The organism is Nonomuraea pusilla (assembly GCF_900109355.1).
Lineage (GTDB): Bacteria > Actinomycetota > Actinomycetes > Streptosporangiales > Streptosporangiaceae > Nonomuraea > Nonomuraea pusilla.
Genome location: NZ_FOBF01000028.1, coordinates 42,894 through 56,504, shown reverse-complemented (window position 1 = coordinate 56,504; position 13,611 = coordinate 42,894). Strand labels below are relative to the sequence as shown.

11 protein-coding genes are annotated in these 13,611 nt (G+C 73.1%); 4 read left to right on the top strand and 7 right to left on the bottom strand.

The features are described from left to right. Positions 1 to 38: 38 nt before the first annotated feature. Positions 39 to 656, top strand: coding sequence for a TetR/AcrR family transcriptional regulator (locus tag BMX74_RS38450; protein ID WP_091105379.1), 618 nt, complete (start codon positions 39 to 41; stop codon positions 654 to 656). Positions 657 to 714: 58 nt separating this feature from the next. Here the strand turns inward: BMX74_RS38450 and BMX74_RS38445 are convergent, their stop codons facing one another. Beyond that, the gene (locus tag BMX74_RS38445; RefSeq protein ID WP_091105377.1) at positions 715 to 1,587 is read right to left on the bottom strand and encodes an alpha/beta fold hydrolase; all 873 of its coding nucleotides are present in this window, start codon (positions 1,585 to 1,587) and stop codon (positions 715 to 717) included. 174 nt (positions 1,588 to 1,761) lie between these two features. On the opposite strand from BMX74_RS38445, the gene BMX74_RS44600 reads away from it, so the two are divergent. Further along, positions 1,762 to 2,001 carry a TetR/AcrR family transcriptional regulator C-terminal ligand-binding domain-containing protein gene (locus BMX74_RS44600; protein WP_177227664.1) on the top strand — a complete coding sequence of 80 codons (240 nt, stop codon included), beginning with the start codon at positions 1,762 to 1,764 and terminating at the stop codon, positions 1,999 to 2,001. 127 nt (positions 2,002 to 2,128) lie between these two features. On the opposite strand, the gene BMX74_RS38435 is transcribed toward BMX74_RS44600, so the two are convergent. Next, positions 2,129 to 3,391 carry a glycosyltransferase gene (locus BMX74_RS38435; RefSeq protein WP_091105375.1) on the bottom strand — a complete coding sequence of 421 codons (1,263 nt, stop codon included), beginning with the start codon at positions 3,389 to 3,391 and terminating at the stop codon, positions 2,129 to 2,131. 153 nt (positions 3,392 to 3,544) lie between these two features. Between BMX74_RS38435 and BMX74_RS38430 the strand changes: the two genes are divergently transcribed. Further along, a complete protein-coding gene (locus BMX74_RS38430; RefSeq protein WP_091105374.1) occupies positions 3,545 to 4,006 on the top strand; it encodes a GbsR/MarR family transcriptional regulator in 462 nt (153 codons plus the stop codon). Positions 4,007 to 4,062: 56 nt separating this feature from the next. On the opposite strand, the gene BMX74_RS38425 is transcribed toward BMX74_RS38430, so the two are convergent. Together BMX74_RS38425 and BMX74_RS46120 are read right to left on the bottom strand one after the other, a co-directional pair. Next, positions 4,063 to 4,677, bottom strand: a complete 615-nt coding sequence (locus BMX74_RS38425; protein WP_055501206.1) for a sulfocyanin-like copper-binding protein — start codon at positions 4,675 to 4,677, stop codon at positions 4,063 to 4,065. 128 nt (positions 4,678 to 4,805) lie between these two features. Next, a complete protein-coding gene (locus BMX74_RS46120) occupies positions 4,806 to 4,934 on the bottom strand; it encodes a hypothetical protein (protein ID WP_256257534.1) in 129 nt (42 codons plus the stop codon). Positions 4,935 to 5,223: 289 nt separating this feature from the next. Here BMX74_RS46120 and BMX74_RS44595 point away from each other — a divergent pair, with 289 nt between their 5' ends. Next, positions 5,224 to 5,598 (top strand): STAS domain-containing protein, encoded by a 375-nt coding sequence (locus BMX74_RS44595; RefSeq protein WP_176573255.1) that lies wholly within the window; start codon positions 5,224 to 5,226, stop codon positions 5,596 to 5,598. Between the two features lie 503 nt (positions 5,599 to 6,101). Here the strand turns inward: BMX74_RS44595 and BMX74_RS38415 are convergent. From BMX74_RS38415 to BMX74_RS38405, 3 genes are all read right to left on the bottom strand, one after another. After that, positions 6,102 to 8,486 (bottom strand): SpoIIE family protein phosphatase, encoded by a 2,385-nt coding sequence (locus BMX74_RS38415; RefSeq protein WP_143078918.1) that lies wholly within the window; start codon positions 8,484 to 8,486, stop codon positions 6,102 to 6,104. Between the two features lie 86 nt (positions 8,487 to 8,572). Continuing rightward, a complete protein-coding gene (locus BMX74_RS38410) occupies positions 8,573 to 12,829 on the bottom strand; it encodes a HAMP domain-containing protein (RefSeq protein WP_091105370.1) in 4,257 nt (1,418 codons plus the stop codon). Between the two features lie 365 nt (positions 12,830 to 13,194). Further along, complete coding sequence (locus BMX74_RS38405) at positions 13,195 to 13,548, bottom strand: STAS domain-containing protein (protein WP_055501202.1); 354 nt, start codon at positions 13,546 to 13,548, stop codon at positions 13,195 to 13,197. Positions 13,549 to 13,611 lie beyond the last annotated feature (63 nt).

Here is a 13,611-nt window from a genome sequence, read left to right as displayed (position 1 = left end):
ACCGAAACGTTCCCAGCGTTCCCAGGAAGGTGCCCGCGATGCCGCCCGCATTCACCGCCGAGGAGAAGGCCCGCATCAGCGCCCTGCTGCTGGAGACCGGCGAGAAGCTGTTCACCGGCCAGGGGCTGCGCAAGACCTCCCTGGAGGAGCTGATGGCCCCCACCGGCGTGGCCAAGAGCAGCTTCTACGTCTTCTTCGACTCGAAGGAGGCGCTGTACCTGGAACTGATGCTGCGCCAGTCCGGCGAGGTCAAGCGGCACGTCGTCGACGGCGCCCTGCTCAGCGCGGACGACACCCGGGAAGGGCTGCGCCGCTTCCTGCGCGCCACGCTGGAGGAGCTGTCGGTCAACCCGCTGTGGCGGCGGCTGACGACGCACCCGGAGGAGATGGAGGCCGTGGCCCGCAAGCTCAGCCCCGACCGGCTGGCCGCCGCCGCCTCCGACAACCCCGCCACCGCCCTGCGCGAGTTCCTGGTGGCCCGCGCCGAGCGGGGGGACCTCGTCGACGCCGAACCCGACGTGATCGTCGGCGTGCTGCAGTGCGTGCTGCTGGTGCCGATGTTCGCCGAACGCCTCGGCGATCCCGCGCTCCGCCCGAAGATCCTCGACCTGCTCGTCGACATCGTCGCCGCAGGCCTCACCCCGAAGCACCCCTGACCTCCCCAGGGCGAGGCGACCGCCTCGGGCCACAGCTCAGGTGAAGGGCCAGGGTGCCTCAGCCTGCGCCAAGGAAATCGCGGATCTTCGCGGCGATCCGGGGATAGTCCGGGCCGAACCAGATCATGTGACTGTCGGCCCGGCTGTCCACCAGTTCGGCGTTCGGCATCGCCGCCGCCAGGGACTCGGCGTGGGCGAAGGACACCGACCGGTCGCGGCGGCTGGCGATGACCAGTGCGGGCTGGCCGACCTGCGCGGCGCAGTCCGGCACGGGGAGCATGTCGGCGACGAAGCCGTGGCCCGAGCGCATCATGGTGAACAGTCCGGTCAGCGTCGCCCGCTCGCTGACGGACAGGCCCGCCAGGACCTGCCGCGCGGGCAGGACCGACAGGTCGCGCAGCAGCAGGCACAGCGCCGAGGACGGCGCGGCCCGGATCAGGGACCGCATGATCGCCCAGGTTCCGGCCTCGACGCGCGCGTTGAACAACGCCCTGCCGCCCAGCCGGGTCAGCCGGTCGGGCCAGGGCAGGAATCCGACCGCGCTTTGCAGGATGACGCGTTCGACCAGGTGCGGATGGCAGGCGGCCATGGTCAGCGCGGTGCGTCCCCCCGCCGAGACACCCACGACCGCGGCGAGGCGTTCGATGCCCAGTGTCCCGCACAGCTGGGCGGTGGCGTCGGCGAAGCCGGCCGGCGTGGCGCCGGTGGTCAGCGGCGTACGCCCGTAACCGGGGCGTGAGGGCGCCAGCACCGTGAGACCGGCGTCGGCGAAGACCTCCTCGCCCAGCGCCAGCCCCGCCCGCATGTGACCGCCGTGGAACACCAGGACTGTCCTGGAGCCTTCGCCTTCCAGCCGGTACTCCACCGTGCCCGCCGGCAGCCGGGCCAGGGCGGTGGCGCGCTCGGAGAAGGCTGTGCGGGAAGTGGACATGATCGCGTCTCCTTGGCGAAGTCCGGCAGCCGACGGGCAGACGGCAGGCGAGCCGCCGACGTCTGCCCGACATGGTCACCGCGGTCGGCGTATCTCGCGGGTGACACCTCCGTACCAGGCCGGGACCTCGCGCTCGTCGTCGAAGCCGCGGGCCACCACGATGCCGGTCGAGCTGTGCGGCAGGATCGACAGCACGACGATCACCGCGAGCTGGCCGCCGCGATGCCGCGGCGCGCCCAGCGGGACGGCACGATGGCGGCCGACGCCGACCTGGACGTGCTGATCGACATGATGGCCGGCGCGGTGACCTACCGGGTGCTGCAGCCCGACCCGCCGGACGCCGCCGGCATGCTGCGCCACCTGACCGCCGTCCACCGCCAGGCCGGGCTGTACTTGCCCGCTCAGGACACCTGAGCGGGCAAGTACAGCCCGGCCCCGGGCATGGCTGCTCTGCCTGGACGGGTCGCTGCCGGAGCGCGCGCCGGTCAGCGCCGCCAGGCTCTCGGCGTGGCCGGTGACGAGGCCGCGCAGGTCGTACCGATCATGACAGCGACTCCAGGATCGTCACGGCACGCCCGGTGCTGTCCTCGGCGCGGATCCGGCGCCCGAGATCGGCGGCGGCGGCCGCCATCCCGGGGTCGGTGGCGGCCAGGCGGATGGCGGCGGCGAGCGTCTCCGGGGTCAGGCGTCGCTGCGGCTGGGGCGGCACGGCGACGCCGGCCGCGTGCGCGCGGGCCGCCCAGAACGGCTGGTCGGCGACGAACGGGCAGACGACCTGCGGCCGTCCGGCGGCCAGCGCCGCGCCGGTGGTGCCGCTGCCGCCGTGGTGGACGATCGCGGCCATGCGCGGGAACAGCCAGTCGTGCGGGGCCTGGTCGAGCTGGTGGACGGTGTCCGGCAGGTCCGTGGCCTGGATGCCGCCCCAGCCGGAGGCCAGCACGGCGCGCACGCCGGCCAGCCTGACCGCCTCCGTCACGATGCGGCCGACGCGCCGCGGATCGGTGCCGGCCATGCTGCCGAACCCCACGTACACCGGCGGCTGCCCGGCTTCCAGGAACGCGGCCAGCTCGGGCGACGGCGCCCAGCCGGGCGGCGCGGGCAGGAACCAGAAGCCGGTCGTGTGCACCCACGCCGGGTAGTCCAGGCGGCCGGGCAGGAGGTGCCTGCTGAAGCCGTGCAGGACGGTCGCCGGGCGGCCGTCGGGCCCGCGCAGGATGTCGTGCCGCCCGCGTCGGCGCGGCAGGCCGAGCCGGCGTTCGCGCAGGTCGTCGGCGATGCCGCCGAGGGAGCGCAGCATCAGCCTGATCGGCAGGTACGAGGCTCGGTTCAGCGCTCCGGGCAACGGCACCGGCAGCATGGGGTTGGGGAAGGCCGCGGTGGGCACCCAGACGGGCTGGAGCGCGGCGGGCACCGCGGGGACTCCGAGCCGTTCCGCGACGTGCTGTCCCGGGATGCCGGGCGCGTGCACGACCAGGTCGGCCCCCTGCTCGGCGACGGTGACGAGGTCGTCGAGGACGGCCGCCATGAGCGGCTTGGTGCGGCGCATCACCCGCAGGGCGACCTTCTTGCCGCGCAGGCCGCGGTAGTTGGTCTCGACGGCCTGGCGGATGTCCGGGTCGTCGATGAGGGTGTTCGGCCCGTCGTGGAGCGGCGCGAACGTGATGTCGTGCGGCTCGGCCAGGGAGGCCATCGCGGCCGGGCCGGCCAGGACCGGCTCGTGCCCGGCCGTTCTCAGTGCGAGCGCGAGGGCGGCGTACGGCTGCACGTCGCCGCGGGTGCCATGGGTGAGGATGAGGACCTTCATCGGCGCTCCTTGCGTGGAGGACTGCTGCTGCGCTCGCCGACCAGGCTTCCCGGCACACCGTCGGCCCCGAGGAACCGAATGCCCGCAATATAGCGAAATTTCAGAAATTTCTGAAGGCTTAGGAATCCGCTATTCTGCCGTGGGAGGTGGCAGGTGAGCGAGACGGAGCGGTGGCAGGCCGCGGAACAGCTGGCGCTGGCGCTGGCCGAGGGCGGCCTGCAGCGGATGCCGGCACGGGCACTGGCCGTGTTCCTGTTCACCGGCGACGAGACGGTGACCATGGGGGAGATCGCCGACCGGCTCGGCGTCAGCGCGGGCTCGGTGTCCGGCGCGGTCAAGGCGCTGCTGTCGGTCGGCCTGATCGAACGACTGCCCGCGCCCGGCAGCCGCCGCGAGCACTACCGCCTGCGCGACGACGCCTGGTCCACCCTGTTCTCCGCCCAGAACACGGTGGTCGGCGTCATGCTGAAGGCGGCCGACACCGGGATCGCCGCCACCGCGTCCGGCGACCCGGCCCACGAGCGTCTGACGCGGATGCGCGACTTCTACCGGTTCCTGCTGGGCGAACTGCCCGGCCTGCTGCGCCGCTGGGAAGAGCAGCACCCGCCCCGCTGACCCTGTAAGGCCCCGCCCAGCCCGGCATGGCGGGCCGCGAGGCCGGGGGTGGGTGGTTACCGGGTGACGTCCAGTTCCGCGTACATGCCGGCGGCGTAGTGGCCGGGGAAGTTGCAGACCAGCTCATAGCGGCCCGGCCGCAAGGTCAGGGTGGTCCAGCCGGTGGATCCGGGGGCGATCCCGCTCCCCGCGCCCGCCCCGCACGTACGGGACGCCTCCCCCAGGCTGCCCGCCTCGCTGACGCGCCCGTCCGGATTCGTCACGCGCCGCCCCGGCGTCTGCCCCGGCTGGAGGGGCAGCACGACGACCTCGTGGGTGTAGACGCCGTCGTTGACCACCCTCAGCGAGACCTTCCCCGCAGGAACGGCCTGCGGCGTGGCTCTCAGCGTCATGCGCATGCCGTGCGGCCACTGACCGTACGGGCCCGGAGTCCCCGGCATGGGCCCGCCAGGGCCCGGGGTGCCGGGATAGGGGCCGGGGCCCATCATGCCGGGCCCCATGTCAGCCGTCGTCACGTCGACGACCTGGCCCTGCAGCGGTGGCGCCGTGCACGCGGGCGACGGCTGCCGGTGGGGAGCGGTCGTCGAAGCGGCGGCCGGTCCTCCCATGCCGAGTCCGGCGAGCGCGACGAGGCTCGCCGCCGCCACGGCATTCATCCTGTGCGACAACATGGCTCGCCACCCCGGAGACGAACGGCGGTCCGGCCCGGCCGGCCACTTCGCGGGGGCGCCTCACGGCAACCGCCGCAGCCGGGCCCTCCGGAAGCCCGTGCCCCGCCGTGTCCAGCGCAAACGCCGGCTCACGCGCTCGGGCGCCCAGGCCGGAGACGGTCGCCGCCCTTGACGTCGGCGAGGAGTTCCGTGGCGATGGCCTCACCCCGGCGGAGCACGCTGATGTCGCCGGTGCGTTCCAGCATCACCGCGGCCACGTCGCCGCGTCCGTCCAGGTCGGTCCGATGCGCATGCTCGTTCCCCCTGCCGTGGACGGCCAGGTGGCGGAGGGCCCGGGTTCCTGTCGCGATCCTGCGGGATTCTTGCCCTGAGCAAAGTTCTGCTACCGTCACCTGTCAGGTGAGCCGGGAAGTCGGGTCGGCACGTCACGCCGTGCCACGCGGAAGGTCCACAGATGTCCCCAGACCGGCGCCCAGGTCGCGATGGTCCCCACGCCGTGGCCGGGGAGCGCGCGGCGCCCCGCTTCTCACGAGCGGACGAGACCTCGTGACCGGACCCTTGCGGATCACGGAGTTCACTGCCGGCTTCCGCATCACCGTGCTCACGCTCGAAGGCGTTCTCGACCTGGACTCATACCCGCTTCTCCAGGTCAGGCTCGCCGGTGCGCTGGCGCTTCACCAACCACCCCTCGTCGCGGTGGAGGTCAGCAGGCTGCTGTCGGCCGACTCGTACGGCCTGTCCGTGCTCGTCGCCGCCGATCAGCACGCACGGGCCTCGGGCGGCGGGATGTCGGTGTGCGGTGCCGGCGACCTGCTGCTCGCCACCTTCCGGCAACGCGGGCTGGACGGCTGCCTGACCCTGCATGCGTCGCTGGCCGACGCGCTGCGCGACCTGCGTCCGGCCGTCGGCGAGGGCGACTGAGGACTCGCAGGGCCCGGTCACCCCGTCGCGGCCGATGCCTGCCCTGCCTGTCGCCCGGCATCAACGCTTCGCAGGGCGTCGTCGCAGGGGGCTCCATGACATCCGCCGCCGAGAGCACCGAGGCGAACACGGCACCGGCGAGTCTGCGCCTGCCCGGGATCGTCCTGGGGGGTGGGGCTCGGCGGGTTCGTGATGCACGACCATCCGATGCGCGCGCACGGCGGCGGCTCCTGGGACGCCCTGGTGCCGGCGGCCCTGGCGGTGCTGCCGGCGGTCGCGTACCTGCTGCTGGTGCGCCGCGCCGCCCGCGCCGGGCGGCGCGCCTGGCCGCCGTGGCGCACGGCGGCCTTCCCGCGCCCCGGTCGCCCAGGTGCGCGGCGGCGCGGAGCTCATGGACTACGGCGGCGACATCGCCGGGCTCCTGCTCGCCGCCGCCCTGGTGGCCACCCGGCGGCCCCGGCAGGGGGTGAGTCCCCGGCCTGTCCTTCCGGCCGGGGAGCGCGTCAGTGGAGCTGGATGCCGACGAGGCAGGTGTCGTCGTCGGTGTCGGAGTTGCTGTGCGTCAGCAGGTGGTCGAGGCGGCGCTCCAGGTCCGGCGTCGGGTGCCGCGCCGTCTCCAGGAGCTGCTGCTGGGAGTGCTGCAGCGCGCCGTCGCGCCGCTCGATGAGGCCGTCGGTGTACATGAGCAGGACGTCCTCGGCGGCGAGCTGGATCTCGCCCTCCTCGTAGTCGGCCTCGGAGACGGCGCCGAGCAGGATGCCGCCGGTGAGGTCGAGTTCCGCGGCGTCGCCGCCGCGCACCAGGATGGGCGGCAGGTGGCCCGCCCTGGCCCAGCGCAGCGCCCGGGTGTGGGGGTCGTACAGCGCGCAGATGGCGGTGGCGGTGACGTTCTCGGTGAGGTGGTGGGCCACCAGGTTGAGCCAGGCGAGGAGCTGGCCCGGGCCCGCGCCGGTGGCGGCCAGGCCGCGCAGGGCGTTGCGCAGCACGACCATGCCGGTGGCCGCCTCGATGCCGTGACCGGCGACGTCGCCGACCGACAGCAGGATCTGCTTGGACGGCAGCACCACGGCGTCGTACCAGTCGCCGCCGACGAGGTGCTCCTTCTCGGCCGGGCGGTACCGTACGGCGATCTTGAGGTTGAACGCCTCCATCGGCTCCCGGCTGGGCGGCATGATGGCCTGCTGGAGCTGGAGGGCGAGCCGGTTGCGCTCGGCGGCCTGCTGTTCGGTGTGCGCGAGCTGGTCACGGGTCGCGGCCAGTGCCACTTCTGTCCAGTGCTGAGCGGAGATGTCCTGGTAGGCGCCGCGGACGGCGAGCAGCCGGCCGTCGGCGTCGAAGACGGGCTCGGCCACCACCCTGATGTGCCGGACGATCCCGTCGGGCCGCTGCAGCCTAAAGGCGGTGGAGGCCGAGCGGCGGTGGTGCAGGACGGTGCGCAGGAAACGGCCGATGGCCACCGCGTCGTCGGGGTGGGCGTGGCCGGCCAGACGCTCCAGCGGGATGGGCGGCTCGTCGCCCGCCATGCCGTACAGCGCGTAGAGCTGGCTGTTCCAGAGGATCTCGCCGGTGAGCGCGTTCTCCTCGAAGCCGCCGATGCGGCCGAGCCGCTGCGCGTGCTGGAGCAGGCTGGCGAGCTGGGCGGCCTCGTCCTGCAGGCGCCAGATGAGCAGCACGCCGTCGCCGTGCCTGACGATGCTGACGCTCGCCACGCTGGGCAGCGCCACCTGGTCGACCAGCGCGGTGAGCGTCATCCGCTCGGCGCGGAACGGCTCGCCGGTGGCGTGCACGTGCTCGATCTTGGCGAACAGGCCGTTGTCCTCGGCGGCCAGCGGGTACGCCTCCAGCAGCAGCGCCCCGGTGACCACGCTCCTCGGCCGCCCCGCCGGATCGACGAAACGGGCGTTGGTGTGCTGGATGCGGAAGTCGGTGAGCCGGCCGTCGGGGTCGAGGTGGGGGCTCAGCACGAGGGCCGCGTCGGGCAGCGCGTCGGCGAGGCCGGCCAGCTCGGGCAGCACGTCCCCCCGCGGCTCGGCGCCGCCGGGCGACTCCAGGGTGTGCGCGCACAGCTCGGCCAGCGCCTCGATCTGCTTCCTGATCTGCGGCGGCTGCGGCGGCAGCGGGTCGGGCCAGCCGATCTCCAGCACGCCGAGGATCCTGCCTCCGGTGCCGGCGGGCACGGTGACGCGGCCGCCGGGCGTGTCACGCTGGCCGATGGACGGCAGCCCGACCGCGGCCAGCTCATCCAGCCAGACGGTCTGCCGCTCGACGAGGGCGCGGCGGGCCGGCGTGGCGACGCCGGGCGGGACGTAGCGCCACCGCCTGGCCTCCTCGGCGCTCAGGCCGGCGTACCCGGCGAGCGTGAGCGAGGCGTCGGGACCCGCCTCCCACACGGCGACCACGGTCGCGCCGAGCGGCGCGAGCGCATGCTCCAGCAGCGACTCCGCCGCCGCCTGCACGTCGGTCGCCTTGAGCGCGCCGCTCTCCGCGGTGCGCAGCCGCACCGCGACGTCGGACGCCTCCCCGGTGGCCCCGCCCGGGGCCGGCGCCGGCCCCGCCGAGGCCAGGAACGCGCGGGCCGCCTCGCTGATGCGGTCCTGGGCCGCCTGGTTGATGATGTCGGCGGCCAGTTCGAGCTGGGTCAGCCCCGCCTGCTCGGCGAGCGTGGCGAGCTGCTGCGCGGCGGTGGTGACGCCGCAGCGCAGCCGCTCGACGAGGATGCCCTTGGCCAGCTCGATGAGCGCGCGTCCCTCCGCGGCGAGCTGGGCCTCCTGGACCTCCTTGCGCAGGCGCTCGATCGTGGCGGCCAGCCTGCCGACGTTCGTCTCGGAGCCAGCCGGCGCGGGCGCGCCCTGCCGGGTCGGGACGGCCGGCTGCTGTGGGCTCTGCACTTGCTGCTCCTTCTGCTGCTGCGGCGAGCTGGACGTGGCGTGCCTGCCGCCGGGGCCGGCGGCGTGCCCGGCGGGAGGCGGCGTGGCTAGGGCGCGAGCCAGCGCCGGATGCGCTCCATGAGCTCGTCCGGCTCGACCGGCTTGGTGACGTGGTCGCTGGCCCCGGCCGCCAGGCTCTTCTCCTGGTCGCCCGGCATCGCCTTGGCGGTGACCGCGATGATCGGCAGCTCGGCGTACCTCGGCATGGCGCGGATCGCCGTGGTCGCGGTGTAGCCGTCCATCTCGGGCATCATCACGTCCATGAGGACCAGGTCGGTCTCGGGGTGCGCGAGGAGCGTGTCGATGCCGGCCCTGCCGTTCTCGGCGTGCAGGACGTTCATGCCGTGGATCTCGAGGATGCTCGTCAGCGCGAACAGGTTCCTGGTGTCGTCGTCGACGACCAGCACGGTGCGCCCGGTCAGTCCGTCGCCGCGCTCGCGCGGCAGCGGCTCCCCGGCCGCGTCCCGCGTGCGCGCGCCGCCCGGCTCGTCGGCGGTCAGGTGGCGGGCGATGCGCTCGCGCAGCTCGTCCAGGCTGGACAGCAGCTCGAGCGGCTGGCTGCCGGCCCGCTCCTGCAGCCCGGTGAGCTGCTGCGGCGTGGCCCGCCAGTTGTTGTACGCCAGCACCGGCACCGCGAGCAGCGCCGGGTCGCCGTCCATGGCGTCGAGGAGCTGGTAGGCCGCCCCGTCGGGCATGTCCAGGTCGAGGACGATGCCGTGGCACGGCTCGTCGGCGAGCGTGGCGGCGGCCTCCTGCGGGCCGGCGGCGGTGACGAGCTCGACGTCGTAGCCGGAGTCGAGGTCGTTGACCACGCTCTCGGCCACGAGCGACAGCAGGCCGTGCGGGCGGTGCTCGATCACGAGGAGCCGGCGGTGGAGCGGCGCGGCCGACTCGGCCTCCTCCGGGTCGTCCCCGGCGGCGGCTTCGCCCACGGCCGGCTCCCCGGCCGGCTCCTCACCGGGCGCCTCCGCGGCGGCCGGGCGGACCGGCGACTCCTGGAAGTCGGGCCGCGCGATCGGCAGGTACAGGGTGAAGACGCTGCCCTCGCCCGGCGTGCTCTGGGCGGTGATGGCCCCGCCGAGCAGGTAGGCGATCTCGCGGCTGATCGACAGGCCGAGCCCGGTGCCGCCGTACTTGCGGCTGGTGGTGCCGTCGGCCTGCTGGAAGGCCCCGAAGATGGCTTCGAGCTGCTGCTCGGGGATGCCGATGCCGGTGTCGGCCACGCGCAGGGCGACGGCCGCGCCGTGCGGGCGCACCGACGGCGGCAGCTCTCCCTGGCCGGCGGGCTCGATGCTCAGCTCGACGGTGCCCGTCTCGGTGAACTTCACCGCGTTCGACAGCAGGTTGCGCAGCACCTGGCGCAGCCTGGAGTCGTCGGTGATGAGGTCGACGGGCAGGCCGGGGGCGGTGGTGATGCGGAAGTCGAGCCCCTTCTGCGTGGTCATCGGACGGAACGTGGCCTCCACGTAGTCGAGGAGCTGCCGCAGGGGCACCCGCTCGGGGTTGACGTCCATCTTGCCCGCCTCGACCTTCGACAGGTCGAGGATGTCGTTGATGAGCTGCAGCAGGTCCGAGCCGGCGGAGTGGATGATCTCGGCGTACTCGACCTGCTTGGGCGTGAGGTTGCGCGTGTGGTTCTGCGCCAGCAGCTGGGCGAGGATGAGCAGCGAGTTGAGCGGGGTGCGCAGCTCGTGGCTCATGTTCGCGAGGAACTCGCTCTTGTACTTGGAGGCGAGGGCGAGCTGCTGGGCGCGGTCCTCCAGCTCCTGGCGGGCCTGCTCGATCTCCAGGTTCTTGGTCTCGATGTCCTGGTTCTGGCTGGCGAGCAGCCGCGCCTTCTCCTCCAGCTCGGCGTTGGAGCGCTGCAGCTCCTCCTGCTGGTTCTGCAGCTCCTCGGAGCGGGCCTGCAGCTCGGCGGTCAGGCGCTGCGACTCCACCAGCAGTTCGTCGGTGCGGGCGTTGGCCACGATGGTGTTGAGGTTGACCCCGATGGTCTCCATCAGCTGGCCGAGGAACGCCCGGTGCACCTGGGTGAACGAGTGGACGGAGGCCAGCTCGATGACGCCGAGCACCTGCTCCTCGAACACGATGGGCAGCACGATGAGCGAGGCGGGCTCGGCCTGGCCCAGGCCGGAGGAGACGGTGACGTACCCGGCGGGGACGTCCTCGACGGCGATGGCGCGGCGGGTGCGCGCGGCCTGGCCGACGAGCGCCTCGCCCAGCCGGAAGGTGGTGGGCCGCCCCGGGTCGGCGGGGTAGCCGTAGGCGCTGATCAGCCGCAGCTCGTGCTCCTCGGCGAGGAAGAACGCGCCGTACTGGGCGGCGACGAGCGGCGCCAGCTCGTTCATGACGACGTCGGCGACGGTGGTGAGGTCGCGCTGGCCCTGCATGAGGCCGGAGATGCGGGCGAGGTTGGACTTGAGCCAGTCCTGCTCCTCGGTGGCCCGGGTGGTCTGGCGCAGCGACTCCACCATGGAGTTGATGTTGTCCTTGAGGTCGGCCAGCTCGCCCTCGGCGTCGACGGTGATGGAGCGGGTCAGGTCGCCGGAGGTCACCGCGCTGGTCACCTCGGCGATGGCGCGCACCTGCCTGGTGAGGTTGCCCGCCAGCTCGTTGACGTTCTCCGTGAGGCGCTTCCAGGTGCCCGACACGCCCTCGACCTCGGCCTGGCCGCCGAGGCGGCCCTCGCTGCCGACCTCGCGGGCCACCCGGGTCACCTCGGCGGCGAACGACGAGAGCTGGTCGACCATCGTGTTGATCGTGGTCTTGAGTTCGAGGATCTCGCCGCGGGCGTCCACGTCGATCTTGCGGGTGAGGTCGCCCCTGGCGACGGCCGTGGTGACCTGCGCGATGCTGCGCACCTGGTTGGTCAGGTTGTCGGCCATCGAGTTGACGTTGTCGGTGAGGTTCTTCCAGGTGCCGGCCACGTTGGGGACGTGCGCCTGGCCGCCGAGCTGGCCCTCGGTGCCGACCTCGCGGGCCACCCGGGTGACCTCGTCGGCGAACGCGCCGAGGGTGTCGACCATGGTGTTGATGGTCTGGGCCAGCGCGGCGACCTCGCCCTTGGCCTCGACGGTGATCTTCTGTGACAGGTCGCCCTTGGCGACGGCGGTGGCCACCTGCGCGATGCTGCGCACCTGGCTGGTCAGGTTGGAGGCCATGACGTTGACGTTGTCGGTCAGGTCCTTCCAGGTGCCCGACACGCCGCGGACGATGGCCTGCCCGCCGAGGTTGCCCTCGGTGCCGACCTCGCGCGCCACGCGCGTGACCTCGTCGGCGAACGACGAGAGCTGGTCGACCATCGTGTTGATGGTCTCCTTCAGCTCCAGGATCTCGCCGCGCGCGTCGACCCTGATCTTCTGGGTCAGGTCGCCCCTGGCGACCGCGGTGGTGACCTCGGCGATGCTGCGCACCTGCGCGGTGAGGTTGTCGGCCATGACGTTCACCGACTCGGTGAGCGCCTTCCACGTGCCCGACACGCCCTTGACGTCGGCCTGGCCGCCCAGCCTGCCGTCGGTGCCGACCTCGCGGGCCACCCGCGTCACCTCGTCGGCGAACGACGAGAGCTGGTCGACCATCGTGTTGAGGGTGTTCTTCAGCTCCAGGATCTCGCCGCGGGCCGAGACGGTGATCTTCTGCGACAGGTCGCCGCGGGCGACGGCGGTGGCCACCTGCGAGATGTTGCGTACCTGGTCGGTGAGGTTGCTGGCCATGAAGTTCACCGAGTCGGTGAGGTCGCGCCAGGTGCCGGCCACGCCCTTGACGTCGGCCTGGCCGCCGAGGCGGCCCTCGGTGCCGACCTCGCGGGCCACCCGCGTGACCTCGTCGGCGAACGACGAGAGCTGGTCCACCATCGTGTTGACGGTGTTCTTCAGCTCCAGGATCTCGCCGCGCGCGTCGACGGTGATCTTCTGCGACAGGTCGCCCTTCGCCACGGCCGTGGTGACCTGCGCGATGCTGCGCACCTGGTCGGTCAGGTTCCCTGCCATGGCGTTGACCGAGTCGGTGAGGTCCTTCCAGGTGCCGGAGACGGCGGGCACCTCGGCCTGGCCTCCCAGGCGGCCCTCGGTGCCCACCTCGCGGGCCACGCGGGTCACCTCGGAGGTGAACAGCGAGAGCTGGTCCACCATCCCGTTGAACACGGAGGCGATCTCGCCCATGAGGCCGTCGGCGTCGTCCGGCAGCCTGGTGCCGAAGTCACCGTCGCGTACGGCGGTCAGGCCGGCCAGCAGCTGCCGGAGCTCACGCTCCCCGGCGTCGGCGCCGGTTGTGGACCGTGAGCCGCCAACCGTCGTGTCACTCATGTCCACCCTCGTTATTCCGTTTCGCTTCCACGGGAATCCACCACCAGGGGTGGACACGGCCCCATCCCGCCACACAAGTGATTACCAGCCCGTTGCGCGGACAAGTCAGGAGATTATCCCCACGGGAGGGTAGCGGCTTCCGAACGACCGCTCGAACGCGCGGCTCCAGGAGGACCTCCTCGGGGGGACGGCAGCGGACGGCTCGACCTGCCGGTCTGCCGGCGGGCACGCAGAGGCGGATCAAGGACCCCGGAGTGCCGAAGATTGTATCTGCCCCTTCCCCCGGCCCGTACACCAGCCAAGACGGCGTGATCATCGGGGCGGCACGCGACGGGCACGCCGGGATCACCTCCATCCTGCCGCCGTCAGACCAGGGGCCAGTTCAGCACGCGCAGCAGGCGCATCATCCGCGGCGGCACGTTGTCCAGGCGGGTCCAGCCCTCGCGGCAGAACCGCGCGAGCGTCCGCACCCCGGCCACGTCGACGAAGGCGAGGCCGGCGGCGTCGAGGACGATCAGCTCGTCGATCTGCCTGGCGCGGGCCAGCGCCCGCCCGACCTCGGCGGCGTTGGACGCGTCGACCTCCCCGGCCAGGCGGACCACGGAAGGGCCCGAGCCCCGGGTGCAGGTGACGCGGACCAGGTCGTCGGCGTGGAGCAGGTGGCAGGACGGCGCGGTGCCGGCGGGGGCGCCGCGGCGGCCCGCGCCGGCGGCGGTCACGGCGTCCTCCCCAGGGTGAGGACGAGCGGCGACGACCTCCTCGCGCGGGAGGCGAGCGGCGGT

Bases quoted from the DNA above. Each gene is read 5' to 3' on its own strand.
- BMX74_RS38445 (WP_091105377.1), bottom strand. From the start codon at position 1,587: ATGTCCACTTCCCGCACAGCCTTCTCCGAGCGCGCCACCGCCCTGGCC.
- BMX74_RS38450 (WP_091105379.1), top strand. From the start codon at position 39: ATGCCGCCCGCATTCACCGCCGAGGAGAAGGCCCGCATCAGCGCCCTG.
- BMX74_RS38425 (WP_055501206.1), bottom strand. From the start codon at position 4,677: ATGTTGTCGCACAGGATGAATGCCGTGGCGGCGGCGAGCCTCGTCGCG.
- BMX74_RS38435 (WP_091105375.1), bottom strand. From the start codon at position 3,391: ATGAAGGTCCTCATCCTCACCCATGGCACCCGCGGCGACGTGCAGCCG.
- BMX74_RS38410 (WP_091105370.1), bottom strand. From the start codon at position 12,829: ATGAGTGACACGACGGTTGGCGGCTCACGGTCCACAACCGGCGCCGAC.